The organism is Cupriavidus sp. DF5525 (genome assembly GCF_040149425.2).
Classification (GTDB): Bacteria; Pseudomonadota; Gammaproteobacteria; order Burkholderiales; family Burkholderiaceae; genus Cupriavidus; species Cupriavidus pickettii_A.
In genome coordinates, this window is the sequence record NZ_CP168266.1 from 798,259 (window position 1) to 817,773 (window position 19,515).

Annotated in this window: 24 protein-coding genes and 1 pseudogene; 17 read left to right on the top strand and 8 right to left on the bottom strand. The window is 67.5% G+C overall.

Annotation, left to right across the window (positions count from 1 at the left end):
- Nucleotides 1–9: 9 nt before the first annotated feature.
- The 5 genes from ABNX08_RS24830 to ABNX08_RS24850 all read left to right on the top strand — a co-directional run bounded on the left by ABNX08_RS24830 (nt 10) and on the right by ABNX08_RS24850 (nt 3,879).
- Nucleotides 10–1,545, top strand: a complete 1,536-nt coding sequence (locus ABNX08_RS24830) for an efflux transporter outer membrane subunit (RefSeq protein WP_041682033.1) — start codon at nt 10–12, stop codon at nt 1,543–1,545.
- A gap of 165 nt (nt 1,546–1,710) precedes the next feature.
- Entirely contained in the window at nt 1,711–2,256 is a 546-nt protein-coding gene (locus ABNX08_RS24835) for an SRPBCC family protein (RefSeq protein ID WP_022538353.1), read from the top strand.
- A gap of 122 nt (nt 2,257–2,378) precedes the next feature.
- Complete coding sequence (locus ABNX08_RS24840; protein ID WP_041682035.1) at nt 2,379–2,858, top strand: YbhB/YbcL family Raf kinase inhibitor-like protein; 480 nt, start codon at nt 2,379–2,381, stop codon at nt 2,856–2,858.
- A 23-nt stretch (nt 2,859–2,881) separates the two neighbouring features.
- Nucleotides 2,882–3,307, top strand: coding sequence for a hypothetical protein (locus tag ABNX08_RS24845; protein WP_022538355.1), 426 nt, complete (start codon nt 2,882–2,884; stop codon nt 3,305–3,307).
- 107 nt (nt 3,308–3,414) lie between these two features.
- Entirely contained in the window at nt 3,415–3,879 is a 465-nt protein-coding gene (locus ABNX08_RS24850; RefSeq protein WP_022538356.1) for a DUF2127 domain-containing protein, read from the top strand.
- Here the strand turns inward: ABNX08_RS24850 and ABNX08_RS24855 are convergent.
- Together ABNX08_RS24855 and tnpA are read right to left on the bottom strand one after the other, a co-directional pair.
- Nucleotides 3,876–4,040, bottom strand: a complete 165-nt coding sequence (locus ABNX08_RS24855) for a hypothetical protein (protein ID WP_022538357.1) — start codon at nt 4,038–4,040, stop codon at nt 3,876–3,878. The genes ABNX08_RS24850 and ABNX08_RS24855 overlap by 4 nt on opposite strands.
- Before the next feature lie 69 nt (nt 4,041–4,109).
- On the bottom strand, nt 4,110–4,526 hold the full coding sequence (tnpA, locus tag ABNX08_RS24860) for an IS200/IS605 family transposase (protein WP_041681751.1): 417 nt from the start codon (nt 4,524–4,526) through the stop codon (nt 4,110–4,112).
- Nucleotides 4,527–4,548: 22 nt separating this feature from the next.
- Here tnpA and ABNX08_RS24865 point away from each other — a divergent pair.
- Nucleotides 4,549–4,701, top strand: a pseudogene (locus tag ABNX08_RS24865) (helix-turn-helix domain-containing protein); the annotation flags it as partial.
- 63 nt (nt 4,702–4,764) lie between these two features.
- Here the strand turns inward: ABNX08_RS24865 and ABNX08_RS24870 are convergent.
- A complete protein-coding gene (locus ABNX08_RS24870; RefSeq protein WP_349605102.1) occupies nt 4,765–4,935 on the bottom strand; it encodes a hypothetical protein in 171 nt (56 codons plus the stop codon).
- A 36-nt stretch (nt 4,936–4,971) separates the two neighbouring features.
- On the opposite strand from ABNX08_RS24870, the gene ABNX08_RS24875 reads away from it, so the two are divergent.
- The 3 genes from ABNX08_RS24875 (at nt 4,972) to ABNX08_RS24885 (ending at nt 6,123) form a co-directional block, all read left to right on the top strand.
- On the top strand, nt 4,972–5,085 hold the full coding sequence (locus ABNX08_RS24875) for a helix-turn-helix domain-containing protein (protein ID WP_367576158.1): 114 nt from the start codon (nt 4,972–4,974) through the stop codon (nt 5,083–5,085).
- Between the two features lie 99 nt (nt 5,086–5,184).
- The gene (locus ABNX08_RS24880; protein WP_022538360.1) at nt 5,185–5,475 is read left to right on the top strand and encodes an antibiotic biosynthesis monooxygenase; all 291 of its coding nucleotides are present in this window, start codon (nt 5,185–5,187) and stop codon (nt 5,473–5,475) included.
- Nucleotides 5,476–5,484: 9 nt separating this feature from the next.
- The gene (locus tag ABNX08_RS24885; RefSeq protein ID WP_022538361.1) at nt 5,485–6,123 is read left to right on the top strand and encodes a phosphatidylcholine/phosphatidylserine synthase; all 639 of its coding nucleotides are present in this window, start codon (nt 5,485–5,487) and stop codon (nt 6,121–6,123) included.
- A gap of 28 nt (nt 6,124–6,151) precedes the next feature.
- Here the strand turns inward: ABNX08_RS24885 and ABNX08_RS24890 are convergent, their stop codons facing one another.
- Together ABNX08_RS24890 and ABNX08_RS24895 are read right to left on the bottom strand one after the other, a co-directional pair.
- Nucleotides 6,152–7,456, bottom strand: coding sequence for an MFS transporter (locus ABNX08_RS24890; protein ID WP_022538362.1), 1,305 nt, complete (start codon nt 7,454–7,456; stop codon nt 6,152–6,154).
- Nucleotides 7,457–7,577: 121 nt separating this feature from the next.
- On the bottom strand, nt 7,578–8,171 hold the full coding sequence (locus ABNX08_RS24895; RefSeq protein WP_022538363.1) for a TetR/AcrR family transcriptional regulator: 594 nt from the start codon (nt 8,169–8,171) through the stop codon (nt 7,578–7,580).
- A gap of 152 nt (nt 8,172–8,323) precedes the next feature.
- Here ABNX08_RS24895 and ABNX08_RS24900 point away from each other — a divergent pair, with 152 nt between their 5' ends.
- Nucleotides 8,324–9,091: an SDR family NAD(P)-dependent oxidoreductase gene (locus ABNX08_RS24900; protein ID WP_022538364.1), complete on the top strand. Its 768-nt coding sequence runs from the start codon at nt 8,324–8,326 to the stop codon at nt 9,089–9,091.
- Nucleotides 9,092–9,126: 35 nt separating this feature from the next.
- On the opposite strand, the gene ABNX08_RS24905 is transcribed toward ABNX08_RS24900, so the two are convergent.
- On the bottom strand, nt 9,127–10,074 hold the full coding sequence (locus ABNX08_RS24905; protein WP_022538365.1) for a GlxA family transcriptional regulator: 948 nt from the start codon (nt 10,072–10,074) through the stop codon (nt 9,127–9,129).
- Nucleotides 10,075–10,193: 119 nt separating this feature from the next.
- On the opposite strand from ABNX08_RS24905, the gene ABNX08_RS24910 reads away from it, so the two are divergent.
- From ABNX08_RS24910 to ABNX08_RS24940, 7 genes are all read left to right on the top strand, one after another.
- Nucleotides 10,194–11,012 (top strand): SDR family oxidoreductase, encoded by an 819-nt coding sequence (locus tag ABNX08_RS24910; protein WP_022538366.1) that lies wholly within the window; start codon nt 10,194–10,196, stop codon nt 11,010–11,012.
- Between the two features lie 174 nt (nt 11,013–11,186).
- Nucleotides 11,187–12,527, top strand: coding sequence for an MFS transporter (locus ABNX08_RS24915; RefSeq protein WP_041681752.1), 1,341 nt, complete (start codon nt 11,187–11,189; stop codon nt 12,525–12,527).
- A 77-nt stretch (nt 12,528–12,604) separates the two neighbouring features.
- Nucleotides 12,605–13,213, top strand: a complete 609-nt coding sequence (locus tag ABNX08_RS24920; RefSeq protein ID WP_022538368.1) for a TetR/AcrR family transcriptional regulator — start codon at nt 12,605–12,607, stop codon at nt 13,211–13,213.
- A 155-nt stretch (nt 13,214–13,368) separates the two neighbouring features.
- Nucleotides 13,369–14,604 (top strand): YbfB/YjiJ family MFS transporter, encoded by a 1,236-nt coding sequence (locus ABNX08_RS24925; RefSeq protein ID WP_022538369.1) that lies wholly within the window; start codon nt 13,369–13,371, stop codon nt 14,602–14,604.
- Between the two features lie 89 nt (nt 14,605–14,693).
- Nucleotides 14,694–15,809 carry an NADH:flavin oxidoreductase/NADH oxidase gene (locus ABNX08_RS24930; RefSeq protein ID WP_022538370.1) on the top strand — a complete coding sequence of 372 codons (1,116 nt, stop codon included), beginning with the start codon at nt 14,694–14,696 and terminating at the stop codon, nt 15,807–15,809.
- A gap of 28 nt (nt 15,810–15,837) precedes the next feature.
- Nucleotides 15,838–16,260 carry a VOC family protein gene (locus ABNX08_RS24935; protein ID WP_022538371.1) on the top strand — a complete coding sequence of 141 codons (423 nt, stop codon included), beginning with the start codon at nt 15,838–15,840 and terminating at the stop codon, nt 16,258–16,260.
- A 328-nt stretch (nt 16,261–16,588) separates the two neighbouring features.
- Entirely contained in the window at nt 16,589–16,756 is a 168-nt protein-coding gene (locus tag ABNX08_RS24940; protein WP_022538372.1) for a hypothetical protein, read from the top strand.
- Between the two features lie 34 nt (nt 16,757–16,790).
- Here ABNX08_RS24940 and ABNX08_RS24945 read toward each other — a convergent pair whose 3' ends face one another.
- Complete coding sequence (locus ABNX08_RS24945) at nt 16,791–18,638, bottom strand: hybrid sensor histidine kinase/response regulator (RefSeq protein ID WP_349605107.1); 1,848 nt, start codon at nt 18,636–18,638, stop codon at nt 16,791–16,793.
- Complete coding sequence (locus tag ABNX08_RS24950) at nt 18,635–19,270, bottom strand: response regulator transcription factor (RefSeq protein WP_349605109.1); 636 nt, start codon at nt 19,268–19,270, stop codon at nt 18,635–18,637. The genes ABNX08_RS24945 and ABNX08_RS24950 overlap by 4 nt, the downstream gene beginning before the upstream one ends.
- Between the last annotated feature and the right edge of the window lie 245 nt (nt 19,271–19,515).

Sequence of the window (19,515 nt, forward strand, 5' to 3'; positions counted from 1 at the left end):
GTGATCAACATGAATGCCCCTGCATTTTCGACCGCATTTTCGACATATCAATGGCTGCCCAGACTGGCCACGCTGGCCGCGGCGCTAGTGTTGGCCGGCTGCTCGCTGGCCCCGACCTACAAGGTGCCGGAAACGGCCACCGTGCCGGCCTTCAAGGAAGCCGAGGCCGCGCAGACCGAAGGCGCGCAATGGAAGACCGCGACGCCGGCCGAAGGCCAGCATCGCGGCGAGTGGTGGAAGATCTTCGGTGACCCCGAGCTGGACCGCCTGATCGTCGCCGCCGATTCCTCCAACCAGGACCTGGCGATCGCCGCGGCCCGGCTGAAGCAGGCGCGAGCCTTCACGGGCGCCACCGAGGCGGACCTCTACCCGCAGCTGAGCGTGGGGCTGGACCCGACCCGCTCGCAGCCGTCGGCTGCGTCGCAAGGCCTGCCCGATGGCACACGGGTGTCGCCGCAGACGGTGCTCAAGGCGCGCGCCTTTGCCAGCTATGAGCTCGACCTGTTCGGCCGCGTCGCCTCCAGCGTCAACGCCGCGCGTGCCGAAGGGGAGGCCGCCGAGGACCTGTACCGCTCGGTGCAGCTCGCGCTGCAGGCCGACGTGGCGCAGGCGTATTTCGCGCTGCGCACGCTCGACAGTGAGCGCGACTTGCTCAATGCGACGATCAAGCTGCGCGAGGACGCATTGTCGCTGCTGAAGAAGCGCTACGACGCCGGCGAAACCACTGACCTGGACCCGGCGCGTGCCGAGGCCGAACTGGGCACCGCGCGCGCGGACCTGGCCGGCATCGAGCGCCGCCGCGCCAACCAGGAGCATGCGCTGGCTGTGCTGACCGGCGTGCCGCCCGCGGCGTTCTCGCTGCCGGCGCGGCCGTTCGACGCCGCGCCTATCGCGGTGCCGGCGGGGCTGCCGTCCGAACTGCTGGAGCGCCGGCCCGACATCGCAGCGGCAGAGCGCCAGATGGCCGCCGCCAATGCCCGCATCGGCGTGGCCAAGGCGGCGTTCTTCCCGCGCATCACGCTGACCGGGCTGTTCGGCTTCGAGTCGGCGGACCTGTCGAACCTGTTCAAGTGGTCGTCGCGCACGTGGATGCTGGGGCCGCTGATCGGCTCCACCATCGCACAGACCGTGTTCGATGGCGGCCGCAACCGCGCCAACCTGGCCGGCACGCGGGCCGCGCATGAGGAAAGCGTGGCGGCGTACCGGCAGACCGTGCTGGTGGCCTTCCGCGAAGTGGAAGACAGCCTGGCTGATGTGCGCTGGCTGAGCCAGCAGGCGGGCGCGCTGGACAGCGCACTGGGCGGCGCACGGCGCGCCGCGCGCATCTCGCGCAGCCGCTATGACGCCGGCGCGGTCGACTACCTGACCGTGATCGATGCCGACCGCACCGTGCTGCAATCGCAGCGCGAGGCCAACCAGGTGGCCGGTTTGCGCGCTGCCGCAACGGTCTCGCTGGTGCGCCGGCTGGGCGGCGGCTGGGGCCCGTTGCCGGAGACGGTCGCGGCCAGCCAGCCGGCGAGTGGCGCCGCGGCACCGAGCCGGTGACGCCGCACGCCGGCACGCCCTAGCGGCGGCGGGGCTGGCGCGATGCATCCGAATCACTACACTGGATGCATTGCGCCATGCGCCCGGGGCGCGCGTTTGCGCCCTGGGTTGCGCCCTGTGGGTGCGCCCCTTCCCGCTCACATGCATCGACACAAGAAACGGCTCTTGCTCTGGGTACTGATTGTCGCGGTGGTCATCGTGGCGGCGCTGTTCGTGCCGCTGCCCTGGGCTGACCGCACCCGCATCCACAATGAAGTGGTGATTGCCCGGCCCCCGGCCGAGGTATTTGCCTACGTCTCCACCCCACAGAACTGGCCGAAGTGGCATCCGTCGTCGCTGGGCGTGTCCGGCGCGACCGACCATTCACTGGCGCCCGGCGAACGCGTCACCGAGACCTTCGTGGTCGCCGGGCGCAGCGGCGTGGTGGTCTGGACCGTCACCAAAAGCCAGCCGCCGCGCACCTGGTCGATCGATGGCGAGGTCGAGGGCCGCAAGGCCGGCACCGTGACCTACACGCTCACGCCCGCCATGACGCCGTCGCTGACGCCCTCGGCGGAAAGCACGCGTTTCGAACGCGAATTCACCTACCGGTCGCCTACGCTGCTCTTTGCGCTGCTCAACCGCGTGCTGCTGCGCGCGCGCATCCAGGCCGAATCGACCGAGGCCGTCAACCGGCTCAAGGCCAGGCTGGAGGCGCCGCGGTCGCCATAATGCCGTGGTGCGCCCTGCGTCGCGCGGGGCGCCGGCGGCCCCTGGGGCGCTGCGCCTTGCACGGGGCACCGATCCGGCCTAAGTTGGAACCACCACCCCCAAGGGTGTCCGCCGAGGCCATCATGTCGTTCCTATTGCAATCCAGCGCATTTGCCGCGGGCGGCGAGATTCCCGCGCAGCACACCTGTGAAGGCGCCGACATCTCCCCGCCGCTTGCCTGGTCCGGCCTGCCGCCCGGCACCGCCAGCCTGGCGCTGATCGTCGACGATCCCGATGCGCCGGACCCCGCCGCGCCCAAGATGACCTGGGTCCACTGGGTGCTCTACAACCTGCCGCCCCATGCGGAAGCGCTGCCTGCCGACATTGCCAAGGCCGGCTTGCCCGCCGGCACGCGCGAAGGGTTGAACGACTGGCACCGCACCGGTTACGGCGGGCCATGCCCGCCGATCGGGCGGCACCGCTATTTCTTCAAGCTGTATGCGCTGGATGCGGAACTGCCCGATCTCGGCACGCCCGACAAGGCTGCGGTGGAGCGCGCGATGCAGCGCCATGTGCTGGCCAGCGCCGAGCTGATCGGGACTTACCAGAAGCTGCAGCGCTAGTCCGCGTTGCCGGAGGTATCACCATGTCGTCCCGAACGCTTCACCTCGATGCCACGGGGGTGTCCTGGCAGTGGGCAACGGCAGGGGCCCTGGCCCTGATGCTGTGCGCCAGCCCGCTGCGCGCCCAGCCACATGAATCCGGCCCGATCACCATCGGTGGCTCGGCGCAGGTGCAAGGCCCGGTGCGGGTGCATGGCACGCTGACCGTTGCAGGCCGCGTCTTTGCCAGCGGCCCGCTGACCGCGGCCTACTTCACCGGGCCGGTCAGCGCGCGGGCGTTGCCGTATCGTGGCGGCTACCTCAAGGTCTTCAAGGGGCCGCTGACGGTCCATGGCGACATGGTCGTCAATGGCGACCTGACCGTCGCTGGCCCGCTCACCGTCGACGGCCCCATCGCCGCCAGCGGCGGCATCGATGCGGACGGGCCGATGCGCGAGCGCGACTACTGACGCTGAAGCCTGCGCGTCGCTGCGCGGCCCATAATGCGGCCAGCGCGGCGTTCCCCTGTAGCACAATACCGGCTTTGCAATTCCTGCAAACCGGATTGGGGAACCGCATGGCAAAACAGGGCGCACTGGGCCTGAAGGGCATTGCATTGATCGAAGCCGCCAAGGGCTTGCTGGTGATCGTGGCCGGCCTGGGCCTGGCCGCGCTGATCCACCGCGACGCCCAGGCGCTGGCCGAGGCCATCATCCAGCGCCTGCACGTCAACCCCGCCAGCCGCTATCCCACCATCTTCCTGTCGCTGCTGGAGCATCCCGATAACGCGCGCCTGTGGGCCATCGGCGGCTCGGCGGCGGTCTATGCGCTGATGCGCTTTGCCGAAGCCTACGGGCTGTGGCGCGGGCTGGCGTGGGGAAACTGGCTGGGGGTGTGGTCGGGCGGCATCTATATCCCGCTGGAGCTGTACGAGGCCTTTGTCCATCCGAGCTGGCTGCATGGCGGTGTGGCGGCGGCCAACCTGCTGGTGGTGCTGTACCTGGCGCGCGGGCTGCTGGCGCGTCGTGGGGCGGCGGGCTAGCGGTCAGGCGACGCGCCCAGCGCCAGGTCGACCAGCAACGGGTCGTGGTCGGACGAGCGCCAGGCATCCGGCGCGTAGTAGGCCGGCACCGTGGGTGCACCCGCCGGGGGCGCATAGGAGAAGGTCACGGGCTCGTCGGCGTTGATCGGAAAGCGCGTCAAACCTCGCCCTTCAGGGCCCTTCAGGGCGAGGAAGGATAGCGCGGACGCTGCAGGCGTTCTTCGTGGACGTTAGTGTGGCGTTTTCTGTTGCTCGATGTACTGGCGCACTATCTCTATGGGTGCGCCGCCGCAGCTTCCGGCGAAATAGGACGGTGACCATAGCGCACCGCCCCACAGCTTCTTGCGGATACTGGGATACCGTTTTTGCCGGATCATGCGACTGGACACGCCCTTGAGGCTGTTCACCAGCGACGATACGGAGACTTTGGGAGGATAGTTCACCAGCAGGTGTACATGGTCGTCCTCGCCATCGAACTCGACCAGCTCGGATTCGAAGTTTTGACACACGCTGGCGAAGATGTCGCGCATGTCGTCCAAGATTTCCTTTGTGAACACGTCGCGCCGATATTTGGTCACGAAGACCAAATGCACATGCAATAGAAAAACGCAATGGCGACCGTGTCGGATGTCTCTGTTCGTGCTCATAGGCCAACTGTACAATGGACCGATGCAGCGCCTCCAAGCCTTCAAGTTCGAACTGATGCGATCCGGTGAACAGCAGTGCGACATGCGCCGCTTCAGTGGATCGTGCCGGTTCGTCTACAACAAGGCGTTGGCATTGCAGAAGGAAAACTACGAGGCGGGCGGCAAGTTCATCGGATAAGACAGCAACCCATACCTACAAGCCAAAGCCCTTCAATTTACCCCGGCATCCGGGCGGTGTTCATATAAGGATGTCAAATGCCATTCCTGTACGGCGACGACATGCGGTATGGCGGCGGCATCGGCAAGGCAACTCCGGCGTCAGCGACTTGCGGCGATATTTGGTCACGAAGACGATATGCAGCTTGAGGTTTTCGACGGCATGCGCGTTCGACTGATTGCCCAGTTCCATACTTGCGCTCGGCAGTTCCGCTGGTAAAGTGTCCTGATGCAAACCGGATATCGATTCCGCTGTTATCCCACGCCAGCGCAGCAGGCCATCCTGGGCATGGCGGCTTCGGCAGGTAGTGGCAGAGCGAGCGATGCTAACCCCCGCATGTAACGGAATGCTTAAGATGTGGCATCGCGGTCGTGCTAAGGTAGTAGCAACCCGCCGGCGTGCCGGCATCCACCCCCAACCGTCATATCCACGTATCCAGCCATGATCAAGGAAATCGCACAACTCACCATCAAGCCCGGCATGGACAAGCAATTCGAGCAGGGCGTGAGCCAGGCCACGCCGCTGTTCCTGCGCTCGCGCGGCTGCCACGGCGTGCAGCTGTTCCGCTCGATCGAACAGCCGGAACAATACACGCTGGTGGTCGAGTGGGAGACGGTGGACGACCATATGGTCCACTTCCGCGAATCGCCCGAGTTCCAGCAGTGGCGCGCCCTGGTGGGCGAAACCTTCGCCGCGCCGCCCAATGTGCACCATGTCGCCAAGGTCCAGTAAGCGCGCGCCATGAACACGCGGCCGGAGCGCCCCCGCCATTTTTCGATGCTGCGCGAGCTGCAGCTCGCCGATGTCTTTACGCTGGGCAACGCGGCGTGCGGCATGGGGTCGGTGTTCTTCGCCATGTTCTACGTCGCCGACCAGCGGCTGGCGCATTTCTTCACGGCCGCGGCGCTGGCGCCGCTGGCCTTTATCTTCGACGTGCTGGACGGCCGCATCGCGCGCTGGCGCCATGCGCATTCCGCGCTGGGGCGTGAGCTGGACTCGCTTGCCGACGTGATCTCCTTCGGCGTCGGGCCCGCCACGCTGGCCTTTGCCGCCGGCATGCGCGGCGGCTGGGACCTGGCCGTGCTGATCTACTTTGTCTGCTGCGGCGTAAGCCGGCTGGCGCGCTTCAACGTCACCGCCGAGTCGCTGGCCGCGGGCAGCGACAGCGGCAAGGTGGCGTACTTCGAAGGCACGCCGATCCCGACCAGCGTGCTGCTGACCGCCGTGCTGGCCTGGTGCGCGTGGGTGGGGCGCCTCGGCGGCGACCTGCCGGGCGGCGCCTGGCAGCTGGGGCCTGCGGTGCTGCATCCGCTGGTGCTGCTGTTCGCGCTGTCGGGCACGCTGATGGTCAGCAAGACGCTGCGCATCCCGAAGTTCTGAGTCAAGCGCTGGCGCCCGCGCACCACTATCACGCGCGGGCCGGCTCCGTCGCGGCAGCCGCCCTGGAGCGGCTGACCATGAGCGCCAGCAGCGCCGCCACCATGCAGGCCGCACCCGCGGCATACAGCGCCGGCGTGTAGGTCAGCAGCAGCGTGCGGCTCATGCCCGCACCAAACGCCGCCACGGCCGCGCCGATCTGGTGGGCCGCGAAGATCCAGCCGAACACCATCGGCGCGCGTTCGCGTCCGAAGGCCGTTGCCGCGAGCTTGACCGTGGGCGGCACGGTGGCGATCCAGTCCAGCCCGTAGAACATCGCAAACACCGACAGGCCATACAGCGTGAAGGTCGAATGCGGCAGCCAGAACAGCGACAGGCCGCGCAGCCCGTAGTACCAGAACAGCAGCTTGCGGCTGTCGTAGCGGTCGGACAGCCAACCCGACAGGATGGTGCCGATGAAGTCGAACGCGCCCATCATCGCCAGCGCGGAGGCGGCGGGCACTGGGCCCATGCCGAAGTCGCCGCACAGCGCGATGAAGTGGGTCTGGATCAGCCCGTTTGTGCTCAGGCCGCAGATAAAGAAGGTGCCGGCCAGGATCCAGAAAGTCTGGGTGCGGGCGGCGTCGCGCAGCACTGTGAAGGGCCCGCGCAGGGTGAAGGGCGGGACGGGCGCGGGGGTGGACGGCACGGGTGCAGCGGCCGGGACTTCGCCAAACGCAGCCAGGCCGACGTCGGCCGGCCGGTTTCGCATCAGGCCGAGCACCAGCAGCGCCAGCGCCGCGCAGGCAACCAGCACCGGGATCACGGCCACGCGCCAGCCCATATGCTCGATCAGCCAGGCCGCCACCGGCAGGAACGCCAGCTGCCCCGTGGCCGCACTGGCCGTCAGGATGCCGATCACCAGCCCGCGCCGCGCGCTGAACCAGCGGTTGGCCACCACGGCGGCCAGCACCAGCGCGGTCATCCCGGAGCCGACGCCAAGCATCAGGCCCCAGGCGATGAAGAGCTGCCACAGTTCGGTCGATACCGTCGCCAGCGCCATGCCGCCGGCGATCAGCGCGAGCGCGGCGCAGACCACGTTGCGTACGCCGAAACGCTCCATCAGGATGGCCGAGAACGGTGCCATCAGCCCGAAGAGCGCGAAGCGGAAGGCCAGGATCGACGAGATCTGGTCCGTGTTCCAGCCCATCTCCCTGGTCAGCGGCGTGAGGAAGGCACCGGGCAGGCCGAGCGCGGCCGAGGTGGTGAGCATCACCAGGAAGGTGAGGGCGGCGACCAGCCACGCGTAGTGGATGCCGCGCCGGTCGAGCCGGCTGGAGAGGGCTTGCGCAAACATTGGAGTCTCGGGATCGGTGGTTGCGGGTTGGGGCGTTAGAAAAAGACAAGACGGGGCCCTCCCGCTGCCCTTGATGGCAGCGGGTGGTTAAGTTTGCTTGGGAAAAAACGCTGCTGTGGCGCTAGGCGGTACTGCCCAACAGGCGCGTTCGTACCACCTTCAGCATTTCATCGGAGACGGGATCGCCATCCGTGGCGCGAGCCAGCGTGAGGGCGCCGATCAGCACCGCCATGCGCACCAGCGCTTCTTCGTGGCGCACTTGCGGGTCATCCGATTCCACGGTCTTTGCCATGCTCCCCGCCATCTCCTTGAAGCCTTCCAGGTAGGCCTGGCGCACGGGCTTGTCGCCCGGTTCGCGCGCGACATCCACGGCCAGTGCCGCGGCGGCGCAACCGACGCCGGGGTGGGTGCGATGTGCGGCACTCAAATAGGGCTCAATCAGGCTGGCGAGCATGGCCTTGCGGTCGTCGCCGGCGCTGTCGATGCGGCGTGCCCAGCGCGTGTTCGATTCTTCGAAGGCACGCCGGCATGCCTGTGCCGCCAGCTCATCCTTGGACGAGAAATGGCCATAGAAGCCGCCATGCGTAAGTCCCGCGCCTGCCATCAGTTCGGCCACGCTGACGCCGTTCAGACCGCGTTCGCGGAACAGCCGCGACGATGCCTGTTCGATCGCTTCGCGGTTCCTTTCGACTTGCTCGCGTGATGCGCGTGCCATGTGAGGTCCTCCTCGAATTCCTGCCTTGACGCCAGTTTAGATGATGGCCATACTTTATTCAATAGATGTCATGCGTCATCTATTCAAAGTGTTGTGTTCGTCATGCCAATGCCGGCAGGCGGTTTTGGCTTCCCATTCAGGAGTGATCAGTCATGCAGAATCTTTTTGACCTTGGCGGCCGTGTCGCCGTTATCACCGGCTCCACCCGCGGCATGGGCCTGGAAATGGCCCGCGCCCTCGGCGCGGCCGGCGCCACCGTGGTGGTGTCCGGGCGCGACGGCGACGCCGCGAGAGCCGTGGCCGGCCAGCTGGAAGCGGAGGGCATTCGCGCCACCGGCATCGCCTGCGATATCGCCGACGTGGACAGCGTGCGCGCGTTCGCGGAGCAGGCGCTGGCCGCTTACGGGCGTGTCGATGCGCTGGTGCTGAATGCCGCCGCCAGCGGCGCGCCCGGATCGTTGCTGAGCCAGGGGCCAGAGGTGTTCGATGCCGCGATGGCGGGCAACGTGCGCGGCAACCTCGTGCTGGTGAACGCGCTGGCGCCGCAGATGCTTGCGCGCGGCGATGGCTCGATCACGTTCATGTCCAGCATCGCGGCCAGGCGCGGGTCGGCTTACCTCGGCATGTACAGCATCACCAAGGCCGCCACCGACCAGGCCGTGCGCAGCCTGGCGCTGGAGCTGGGGCCGTCGGGCATCAATGTGAACGCGATCAACCCGGGACCGGTGCGTACCGAGTTCTCGCGCGAAGCGCTGTGGGGCGACCCTGAGCGCGAGGCGCGGCTGGCTGCCAGCATTCCGATGCGCCGGATCGGCGAAGCCAGGGATGTGGCGGGGCTGGCGGTGCTGCTGTCGTCGCCTGCCGGCCGTTTTATCAACGGGCAGAGCATTGGCGTGGACGGCGGGTTGTCGGTGCAGTAACAGCGAGCCCCGGCGACCGGGGCTGTCTGACTGGCTCAGGCCGCCACTTCGCCGGCGCGCGACGCGCGCCGGATCATCTGCGGCGGCTGCCCATAGGCGCGCAGGAACGCGCGCCGCATGCGCTCCCGGTCGCCAAAGCCGGTTTCGCGGGCGATCACATCGACCGGGTGCCGGCCCGATTCCAGCATCAGCCGCGCCGCTTCCAGCCGCAGGTGCTCGACTGCCTTGGCCGGCGACTGCCCGGTCTCCGCACGGAAAGCGCGGCTGAACTGCCGCGCGCTGAGATTGGCCGCGCCTGCCAGTTGCTCGACCGACAACTCGGTCTGCAGGTGCCGCTTGGCATAGTCCAGCGCGGTCTGGATGCGGTCGGAGCGCGGCTGCATTTCCAGCAGGGCCGAGAACTGCGATTGGCCGCCCGCGCGGCGGTGATACACCACCAGTTTGCGCGCCACCTGGCGTGCGCAGTCGGGGCCGAGGTCTTTCTCGACCAGTGCAAGCGCCAGGTCGATGCACGCCGTCATCCCGGCCGACGTCCACACCGGCCCGTCGACGATAAAGATGCGGTCCTCTTCCAGCTTGACGTTCGGGTACTCCTGCCGGAAGCGCGCGGCGAAAAACCAGTGCGTAGTGGCGCGCCTGCCATCGAGCAGTCCCGCTTGCGCGAGGTTGAACGCGCCTGTACAGGTCGAAGCCATGCGCCTGGATGTGCGCGCCGCGCGCCGCAGGAACGCGATCACGGCGTCCGGCGTTTCGATCATCTCGTTGTCGCCCACGACCAGCACCGTGTCGAAACGGCGCCGCCCGAATGGCTCGGTGGCCACGGAGAACCCCGCCGAACTGGTCACGGGCCCGCCGTGCTCGGACAACAGCACCACCTCATAGGTCTTGCTGCCCGCCGTGATATTGGCGAACTCGAACACGGTCGTCACCGCCAGGTTCATCACCTGGAAGCCGGGATAAAGGACGATTCCGACGCAAAGCATGCTGTTCTCCAGTGGATGTCCTGAATGGTGGCATATATGACATTTGAGTCAAGCCATTATCCGCCTATTCTGGCTCCAACGCAGGCGGCAAGGATGCCGCAGCACATTGGAGAACTTTCATGCATGACACGACACACAAGGGCACGGCCCTGATCACCGGCGCTTCCTCTGGCATCGGCGCCATCTACGCCCAGCGCCTGGCGCGCCGCGGCTACGACCTGATCCTGGTCGCGCGCAACCGCGAACGGCTCGACACGCTCGCCAATGACCTGAGCGACGCCACCGGGCGTGCCGTCGAAGTGGTCCAGGCCGATCTCGGCAAGTCGTCCGACGTGCGCCGCGTGGAAGACATCCTGCGCACCGACGCGAGCATCACCATGCTGGTCAACAACGCGGGCGTGGGCGGGGCAGGGCCTCTGCTCGCCTCCGAGCCGGACAAGATGGAAGCGATGATCGGCCTGAACGTCACCGCACTGACGCGCCTGACCTACGCGATCGCGCCGAAATTCGTCGAGCGCGGTAACGGCACCATCATCAACATCGCATCGATCGTGGCGGTGGCCCCGGAAGTGCTCAATGGCGTCTATGGCGGCACCAAGGCCTTTGTGCTGGCATTCAGCCAGTCGCTGCACCATGAACTGGCCGACAAGGGCGTGCGGATCCAGGCGGTCTTGCCGGGTGCGACGCGCACCGAGTTCTGGGACGTGGCAGGGCATGCGGTCGACAACCTGCCGCAGGAAATCGTGATGGACGCCGACGACCTCGTCGACGCCGCACTCGCCGGCCTCGACCAGGGGGAACTGGCCACGATTCCATCGCTGCCTGACCTGGCGGACTGGCAGGCCTTCGAATCGGCACGTCTTGCGCTGGCGCCCAAGCTGTCGCGCAGCAAGCCGGCCGATCGCTACGGGGTGGGGGCGGGCACACGGGCGGCCTGAATGTGCATACATATGAAGACGCCTTCAGCACGTTGAAGCAATTTCCCGTATTGTCTTGGACTGTGAATCGCCACGGTCCCTGAAGTCTGCAACCGGCCGTGGCGGCAACCGGTAAAGACAGTGCCCAATACAGCGCCCCTCCAGTCCGCGTCCGTCGCCGGCGCGGACACCGCCATGACCTCGCGCGAGCGCCGCGGCATGGCCGCCATGCTCATCGCCGTCGCGCTCGCCACCCTCGATACCGCCATCGCCAATACGGCGTTGCCATCGATCGCGGCCGACCTGCAGGCCACGCCGGCGGCGTCCGTGTGGGTGATCAATGCTTACCAGCTGGCGATGGTGTCGACGCTGCTGCCGTTCGCGGCACTGGGAGGCGTCGTCGGTCATCGGCGCATCTACCTCGGCGGGGTGATGCTGTTTATCGCCGCCTCGGTCATATGCGCGCTGGCGTGGTCGTTGCCGACGCTGGCGGCGGCGCGGGTGCTGCAGGGCATCGGCGCCGCGGCGATCATGAGCGTCAACACGGCATTGATCAGCGCGATCTTCCCGATGCACCGGCTCGGGCGCGGGCTTGGGTTGAATGCGCTGGTGGTAGGCGTCTCGTTCGCGGTGGGCCCGACCGTGGCGTCGGTGATCCTGTCGTTCGGCACGTGGCCGTGGCTGTTCGCCGTCAACCTGCCGATCGGCCTGCTGGCGCTGGCGATGGCGCGCGGCTCGCTGCCGCAGACACCGCGCAGCACGCATGGCTTCGATCGCGTGACCGCGGTGCTTAACGTGATTGCCTTTGCGGCGCTGATCTTTGCGTTGGGCGAGGGTGCGCAGCGAGCGCCGCTGCACGAGTCGCTGGCGGCGGCGGGCATTTTTGTGGTCGCGTTCGGGCTGCTGTTGTGGCGTGAGCGTGGGCACCCTGCGCCGATGCTGCCGGTGGACCTGTTCAAGCGGCCGATGTTTGCGCTGTCCACGCTGACCGCGGTGTGCTCGTTTGCCGCGCAGGGGCTGGCCTTTGTGTCGCTGCCGTTTTATTTCCAGCATGTGCTCGGGCGCGGGCAGGTTGAGACCGGCTTCCTGCTGACGCCATGGTCGGTGGTGGTGGCGCTGATCGCGCCTATCGCCGGGAGGCTGTCGGATCGCTATCCGCCTGGGTTGCTTGGGGGTGTCGGGCTGGCGGTGATGAGTGCCGGGATGGTGTCGCTGGCCTTGCTGCCGGCCAATCCCAGTGCGCTGGATATCGGCATCCGCATGTGCATTTGCGGGGCCGGCTTTGGTTTCTTCCAGTCGCCCAATCTCAAGGCGCTGATGTCCAGCGCGCCGCGGGAGCGCAGTGGTGGTGCCAGTGGGGTGATTGCTACGGCGCGGTTGTTGGGGCAGGCGACGGGGGCGGCGTTGGTGGCGCTTTGTTTTGGCATTGGCGGGGCGCATGGGCCGGGGATGGCGCTGGCGCTGGGGGCGGGGTTTGCTGGGGTGGGAGCGGTGGCTAGCTGGTTGCGGTTGGCGATGGCGGATCCGAGGGACTAGGTCCGAATGACGGTCCTTGCGTTTTGTATCGATCGATCTATAATCCCATTCCATACCGATCGATACAAAACCCAGCCATGGCCCGCCCCCGCAAATTCAACGAACAGGCCGCCCTGACCGCCGCCCTGGACGCCTTCTGGGCGCGCGGCTACGAAGCCACTTCCACCCGCGACCTGACCAGCGCAATGGGCATGACGCAGCCCAGCCTGTACAACGCCTTCGGCGACAAACGCTCGCTGTTCCTGCTGGCACTGGATGGTTATCTCGACGGCACGGTGCGTGAGCGCATCGCGCGGCTGCAAGCCTCGCTGCCGCCCGCCGCCGCGATCACTGCCTACTTTGCCGAGAGTATCGAACGTTCGCTGGCCGACCCGCTGCACCGCGGCTGCCTGCTGGTGAACACGGCACTCGAAGTCACGCCGGACGACCCTGACCTGCAGCAGAAGGTGGCGGATGCCTTCACGGAAATCCGCGACTACTTCCGCCGCCAGTTTGCCGCCGCGCAACAGGCTGGTGAAGTCGATTCCCGCCTGTCGGCGGAAGACGTTTCCGCGCAATTGCTGGCCGTACTGCTCGGCGTGCGCGTGCTGGCACGTGCTGCCCCACAGCGCGAACTGCTGGCGGGCGCGGTGCGACCGACGCTGGCTTTGCTGGGGTTGCCGCCGCTGAGCGCTGGCACCGGCTGATTCCCCTCAGCCTTTCCTGAGTTTCCCGATTCGCAGCAGCCATGCGCGCGGCCCGCGCCGCGTGCGGGCGAACTGCATCCTTTTTCCGGCGCCATGCCCTGGCGCCGATGCCCCCGTCTTGCCTGTCGCAAGGCAACGGGTCACCGGAGAGCACCATGTCCAGCAACCTCAGCGTGAGCCAGCCGGCCGCCAACCCACCGGCGCCACTCGAACTGCGCGACATCTACGCCGCGCTGTCCGGCCTGTGTGCCAGCCTGGTGGCAATCGGCCTGGCGCGCTTCGCCTACACCGCGCTGATCCCGCCGTTGATCCAGGCGCACTGGTTCCCGGCCTCGCAGACGGTGGCACTGGGCGCGGCCAACTTTGCCGGCTACCTGGCGGGTGCTTTGCTGGGGCGGCCACTGGTCTCGGTCTGGTCGAACCGGACGGTGTTGCGCATGCTGATGCTGGCGGCCACGGTGGCGTTCCTTGCCTGCGCCTGGCCGCTGTCGGCAGGGTGGTTCTTCGCCTGGCGCTTTGTCTCGGGCCTTGCCGGTGGGGCGATCATGGTGCTGGTGGCGACCTCGATCCTGCCGCATATCCCTGCGCCGCGCCGCGGCTTCGTGATGGGCACGATTTTCCTCGGGCTTGGGCTGGGCATTGCTGCATCTGGCACGCTGGTGCCGCGCCTGCTGCAGTTTGGCCTGCGCGAAACATGGCTGGGGCTGGGCGCGTTGTCGCTGGCGCTGACGGCATTCAGCTGGTTCGGCTGGCCAGGGGCGTTGCCGCAGGCATCCGCGAGCGCGGGCGCGGCTGCATCGGTTTCCGCGGCGCTGGCACCGGAGGCGCGCCGCAAGCTGCGCCTGTTGTATGCGCAGTACGCGATCAACGCTTTCGGGCTGGTGCCGGCCATGATGCTGCTGGTGGATCTTGTCGCGCGCGGGCTGGGGCGCGGCAGCAGTGTTGGCGCGTCGTACTGGGTGCTGTATGGCATCGGTGCGATTGCGGGGCCATTGGTGTGTGGCTTTGCCGGGGACCGGCTCGGCTTTGGTGCTGCGTATCGGGTTGCGCTGCTGTTGCAGGGATTGGCGACGACGTTGCTGGCGCTGTGCGGCCAACCGCTGGCGGTGGGTGTGGCTGCGGTGGTGCTCGGTGCCTTCACGCCCGGCATTGCGCCGCTGGGCCTGGGCGCGATCCAGGAGACGCTGCCGCACGATCCGGTCGCGCAACGAGCGGCATGGAGCCATGCCACCAGTGCCTTCGCGCTGTTCCAGGCGCTCGCGGGCTATGGCTATGCGTGGATGTTTGCGCATTCGCATGAGAACTACGCGCTGATCTTCGGCTGCGGCGCGGTGGCGCTGGCGCTTGCACTGGCCGTGAGCCTCGCCGGCGCGCGCCGTGCGACACGCTGAGCGGCGCCGGCAGTAAAACCGGCATCGGCCTAGAATCGTGTTTTCCGGCCCCTGAGGGGCCAGCCCGACCCTGCAAGGAGCACCACCGCATGAGCCAATTGTTCGAACCGCTCGCTATCGGCAGCCTCACGCTGGCCAACCGCATCACCATTGCGCCGATGTGCCAGTACTCCGCTGAAGACGGCAACGCCGGCGACTGGCATATGATCCATCTCGGTTCGCTGGCGCTGTCCGGCGCCGGCATGCTGATCGTGGAAGCCACCGCGGTGTCGCCGGAAGGGCGGATCACGCCGCAGGACCTGGGGCTTTACTCGGACGACAACGAAGCGGCGCTGGCGCGCGTGCTGAAGGCGATCCGCGCGCATTCGCGGATTGCCGTGGCGATCCAGCTGGCCCATGCGGGCCGCAAGGCGTCGAGCCATGCGCCGTGGGATGGTGGCCAGCAGATCGCGCCCGATGCGCCGCGTGGCTGGCATGCCGTGGCGCCGTCGGCGGTGCCGCATGGTCAGGAGGAGGTACCGCCCGTTGCGCTGGACCGCGCCGGCATGGACAAGGTGCGCGACGACTTCGTTGCTGCAGCCCGGCGCGCGGCGCGGCTTGGGCTGGATGGTATCGAGATCCATGCCGCGCACGGCTACCTGCTGCACCAGTTCCTGTCGCCGCTGGCCAACCATCGCGATGACGAATACGGCGGCAGCCTGGAGAACCGCATGCGCTTCCCGATCGAGGTGTTCGACGCGGTGCGCGAAGCCTTCCCGTCCGATCGCCCGGTATGGATGCGCATCTCGGCGACCGACTGGGTGCCGGGCGGATGGGATATCGAAGGCACGGTGGCGTTGTCGAAGGCGCTGAAGGCGCGCGGTTGCGTGGCGATCCACGTGACCACCGGGGGCGTGTCGCCGCAGCAGGCGATCAAGCTCGGGCCGGGCTACCAGGTGCCATATGCACAGCGCGTGAAGGCCGAGGTCGGCCTGCCGACCATCGCGGTGGGCCTGATCACCGAGCCGGAGCAGGCCGAGGCGATCATCGCCAACCACGAGGCCGACGCCGTGTCGCTGGCGCGTGCGATGCTGTACGACCCGCGCTGGCCCTGGCATGCCGCGGCGCGGCTGGGCGCCAGCGTGCAGGCGCCGAAGCAATACTGGCGGTCGCAGCCGCGCGAGCTTAAGGACTTGTTCGCGGGCGCGGCCTTCGGGCAGCGCTAGCTGCCGGTCACCACAGGAGACAAGCACCATGAAACCGCGCATCACGCTGATCACGCTGGGCGTCGACGACCTGGAGCGCGCAGTGCGCTTCTATCGCGACGGCATGGGGCTGCCCACGGCGGGCATTGTCGGCGAGCAATACGAACATGGGGCGGTCGCGTTCTTCGACCTGCAGGCCGGGTTGAAGCTTGCGGTGTGGCCGCGTGCGAGCCTCGCGCATGACACGGGCCTGGCGGTGTCGCGGCGCGCGACTACGGATTTCTCGCTGGCGCACAACGTTGCGGGCAAGGCGGAAGTGGATGCGGTGATGGCCCAGGCGCTGGCCGCGGGTGCCAGCGTGGTCAAGCCGGCACAGGATACGTTCTGGGGCGGCTATGCCGGGTATTTCCAGGATCCCGACGGGCACCTGTGGGAGATCGCCTGGAATCCGCAGATGTTGCCTGAGGACTGACGCTTCGCCACCGCATAACGCCTGGCCCCAACGGGGTCGGGCACAAGCAGCATCACGTCTCCCCGCTGTCAGCAGCGGTTGTGTGCGCCATCGCGCGCAGAATCCTTCCCTTAAGCGCTTTCGTTTGCGGCAATGCACCATGGTGTGGTGCGCTGCCGCAAAGGGATTTCCATGATTGCCACGCCACCTGCAAGTGTTGACTATGCTTTCAACAGACAGCCATAGCAGCGCCGCCGGGCGGCCCCCCACGCATTTCCCACGCTTTTCCCGCCCGGTCGGCAGACCACTGAAGTAAAGCAATAAGAACAAAATGGCAAGGGAGACATCCATGCAAGTCTATGACAGCCTGCTGTATGTGACTGCGATGGTGCTGGTGTGTTTGTATGTGTACCTGGGCGTGCTGTCCCGCAGCACGGCGATCAAGCTGGGTTCCCCGGCGATCGTCGCAGGCCTGGTGCTCGCCTATTCGTTGTCCCCGCTGCACTCGGGCGGCTGACGCCGCTGGCCTCCGCCTGAAAGGGGGGCGCAGTTCACTCTGCCTCGGCCGGCGCCTGACGGCCGTGGTTGTCTTCGCCCTGCGCGGTCGTTGCATGCAGCAGCGCGTCGATGGCTTCCTGTAGTTCCTGCGGTTCCACCGGCTTGTGCAGCAGCGCGGTGCCGCCCGCATGCGCGGTGCGCAAACGGTCTGCCGCCGTATCGCCCGTGATGATGATCGCCGGCACGTGCCGGCCCAGCCGCTGGCGGATCGCGTCCAGCGCTTCTTGTCCGGTGCGGTGGCCGCGCAGGCGATAGTCGGCAAGGATCAGTCCGGGCGTGAAGGTCTCCAGCGCCCTGAGCGCATCGTCTTCGGATTCGGCCGTGCGGCAGTCGCATTGCCATGCCGCGAGCAGCTCCGACATGGCGGTGCGGATGGCGACGTCATCGTCAATCACCAGCACGCGCAGACCGTTCAGCCCGCGTGGCGCCAGCGGGCGCGGCGCCTCCTCCGGCGTGCCCCATGCCTGCGGCATGTTGAAGCGGAATACCGAGCCGCGCCCCGGCCGCGAGCCGAGCGTCACGCGCGTGCGCATGGTGCGCGCCAGGCCGTCGACGATCGCAAGGCCCAGTCCCAACCCTTTGCGCTGGTCGCGCTCGGGATTGCCGAGCTGGTGGAATTCCCGAAAGATGTCGCGGTGCTGGGCCACGGGAATGCCGATGCCCGTGTCCCACACTTCGATCACGGCATGCAGCCGGCGCTTGCGGCAGGCCACCACCACGCCGCCTTGCTGCGTATAGCGGATGGCATTGGCGATCAGGTTGCGCAGCACCAGCTCGACCAGCGTGGGGTCGCCGTACAGCGTGGCGGTGGTATCGCGCGTGCGGTACACCAGCCCGCGCGCATCGGCCTGCGGCGCGAACTCGTTCTCCAGCTTGTACAGCAGCGGCTGCAGCCGGAACGGGCGCGGCCTGGGCGTGATCACGCCGGCTTCCAGCTTGGAGAAGTCCAGCAGCGAGTTCAGCATCTCACGCGCGGCGCCGGATGATGCTTCGATATGCGCCACCAGCTGGCGCTGGCGCTCGTCCAGCCCGGTGCGCCCTAGCGACACCAGGAACAGCCCCATCGCATGCAGCGGCTGGCGCAAGTCGTGGCTGGCCGATGCCAGGAACACCGACTTGGCCCGGCTGGCTTCCTCGGCCGCATGCTGCGCCGCCTCGGCGCGCACTGTCTGCTCGCGCAACTGCGAGATCAGTTCCACGTTCTCGAAGCGCAGCGCGATCGAATGCCGCGCCACGCGCGAGTAGTTGCGCGCGAACACCATCAGCACGAACAGGTACAGCGGCGTGCCCAGGAACATCGGCAGGTATTCGATATCGCCGGTGGCCAGGAACACCATCCACACCGGCACGATCGACGGGATGAAGAAGCCGATTGCCACCGGCAGGCATGCCGAAAACACCGCCAGCGCGGCGGCGCTCATGCCGGCGATCAGCGACAGCACGCAGATCACCACCGCGGGCAGGCGCACGTCCAGGTACAGCCATGCCACCAGTCCCCACAGCGCGCCGATCAGCGCCAGCATCGCCGTCATGCCGCGCGCATAGCGCGCCGCGCCGGCTTCGGTCAAGCGCCCGGGCAACCTCAGCCGTCCGAAGTACGCCACCGCGCAAGCCAGGCCCATCGCACAGGCCCAGGGCAGGGCGCCCGGGCGGTCGCCGCTCAGCGTCAGACCCGCGGCCAGGATAAAGGCGGCCAGCGAGCAACCCAGCATGGCGATGCCAAAGCTCTGGTCGATCAGCGCCATCTGCGCGGCCAGCAGGCGCGGCTCATCGAAGCGGGGCAGCAGCCGCAGCCGGCCCGGTTGCGTCGCGCCCTTGTCTGCGCCGGTGTGCGCGATCATCGCGCTGCCTGCACCAGGCCGCGGCGCTGGGCCTCGAGGATGGCTTCCACTCGGCTGACTACGCCAAGGTGGTCCAGGATCGCGGCGACGTGGACGCGCACGGTGTTTTCGGACAGGCCCATGTGGTAGGCGATGACCTTGTTCGAGCGGCCGAGCGTGAGCTGGTGCAGCACTTCGAGCTGGCGCGGCGTCAGCGTGCTGGTGGCGTAGGGAGCGGGCGCAGGATTGGCGCCGGCATCGGCATCGCCGGAGAAATGGGTGCCGCCCGACAGGCAACAGGCGATCGCTTCCTCGATTTCGCGCGCATCGGCCGACTTGGGCAGGAACCCGGCAATCTCGCGCCGCACCTCGGCCGGGATCATCTCCAGGCCCGACGTGCCCGACACGATCAGGATGCGTGCCGCGGCGAAATGCCGGCGCAGCACCTTGACGCCCTCGATGCCGTTCAGGCCAGGCATCTGGATCTCCAGCAGCAAAATGTCGACCGCGGCGCCGCCATGGTCCTGCACGGCCTGCATCACGGAGCCGGCCTCGATGATGTGTTCGACGCTGGGGCTGTCGGCCAGCACCAGGCGCAGGCCGGTACGGAACAGGGTGTGGTCGTCGATCAGCAGCAGTCGGGCTCGGGGCATGGCTTGGGGGCCGGTCACCAGGGGGGGCCGGTGCTGGGAGGCGCTCGGTCCCGGCAGGAGTGCAGGAAAAGACATTGGACAAGAATCCGGCGCCCTTGTCCATGCAGCAGGTGCGTGAGTGCGACTAGTCCGGAAAGACTATTTGCCGCGCGGCGATGCGGTGCGAAGATTCGTGCCGTGGACAGTTCCGCGACGTGTCCGCACCACTTTTCGTTACCCACTACCACCCGGCTGTGGGTATTTTT

Bases quoted from the DNA above. Each gene is read 5' to 3' on its own strand.
- ABNX08_RS24950 (WP_349605109.1), bottom strand. From the start codon at position 19,270: ATGCCCCGAGCCCGACTGCTGCTGATCGACGACCACACCCTGTTCCGT.
- ABNX08_RS24880 (WP_022538360.1), top strand. From the start codon at position 5,185: ATGATCAAGGAAATCGCACAACTCACCATCAAGCCCGGCATGGACAAG.
- ABNX08_RS24840 (WP_041682035.1), top strand. From the start codon at position 2,379: ATGTCGTTCCTATTGCAATCCAGCGCATTTGCCGCGGGCGGCGAGATT.
- ABNX08_RS24930 (WP_022538370.1), top strand. From the start codon at position 14,694: ATGAGCCAATTGTTCGAACCGCTCGCTATCGGCAGCCTCACGCTGGCC.
- ABNX08_RS24850 (WP_022538356.1), top strand. From the start codon at position 3,415: ATGGCAAAACAGGGCGCACTGGGCCTGAAGGGCATTGCATTGATCGAA.
- ABNX08_RS24890 (WP_022538362.1), bottom strand. From the start codon at position 7,456: ATGTTTGCGCAAGCCCTCTCCAGCCGGCTCGACCGGCGCGGCATCCAC.
- ABNX08_RS24885 (WP_022538361.1), top strand. From the start codon at position 5,485: ATGAACACGCGGCCGGAGCGCCCCCGCCATTTTTCGATGCTGCGCGAG.
- ABNX08_RS24940 (WP_022538372.1), top strand. From the start codon at position 16,589: ATGCAAGTCTATGACAGCCTGCTGTATGTGACTGCGATGGTGCTGGTG.
- ABNX08_RS24925 (WP_022538369.1), top strand. From the start codon at position 13,369: ATGTCCAGCAACCTCAGCGTGAGCCAGCCGGCCGCCAACCCACCGGCG.
- ABNX08_RS24895 (WP_022538363.1), bottom strand. From the start codon at position 8,171: ATGGCACGCGCATCACGCGAGCAAGTCGAAAGGAACCGCGAAGCGATC.
- ABNX08_RS24875 (WP_367576158.1), top strand. From the start codon at position 4,972: ATGCAAACCGGATATCGATTCCGCTGTTATCCCACGCCAGCGCAGCAG.
- ABNX08_RS24900 (WP_022538364.1), top strand. From the start codon at position 8,324: ATGCAGAATCTTTTTGACCTTGGCGGCCGTGTCGCCGTTATCACCGGC.
- ABNX08_RS24915 (WP_041681752.1), top strand. From the start codon at position 11,187: ATGACCTCGCGCGAGCGCCGCGGCATGGCCGCCATGCTCATCGCCGTC.
- ABNX08_RS24945 (WP_349605107.1), bottom strand. From the start codon at position 18,638: ATGATCGCGCACACCGGCGCAGACAAGGGCGCGACGCAACCGGGCCGG.
- ABNX08_RS24830 (WP_041682033.1), top strand. From the start codon at position 10: ATGAATGCCCCTGCATTTTCGACCGCATTTTCGACATATCAATGGCTG.
- ABNX08_RS24845 (WP_022538355.1), top strand. From the start codon at position 2,882: ATGTCGTCCCGAACGCTTCACCTCGATGCCACGGGGGTGTCCTGGCAG.
- ABNX08_RS24870 (WP_349605102.1), bottom strand. From the start codon at position 4,935: ATGGAACTGGGCAATCAGTCGAACGCGCATGCCGTCGAAAACCTCAAG.
- tnpA (WP_041681751.1), bottom strand. From the start codon at position 4,526: ATGAGCACGAACAGAGACATCCGACACGGTCGCCATTGCGTTTTTCTA.
- ABNX08_RS24920 (WP_022538368.1), top strand. From the start codon at position 12,605: ATGGCCCGCCCCCGCAAATTCAACGAACAGGCCGCCCTGACCGCCGCC.
- ABNX08_RS24905 (WP_022538365.1), bottom strand. From the start codon at position 10,074: ATGCTTTGCGTCGGAATCGTCCTTTATCCCGGCTTCCAGGTGATGAAC.
- ABNX08_RS24935 (WP_022538371.1), top strand. From the start codon at position 15,838: ATGAAACCGCGCATCACGCTGATCACGCTGGGCGTCGACGACCTGGAG.
- ABNX08_RS24910 (WP_022538366.1), top strand. From the start codon at position 10,194: ATGCATGACACGACACACAAGGGCACGGCCCTGATCACCGGCGCTTCC.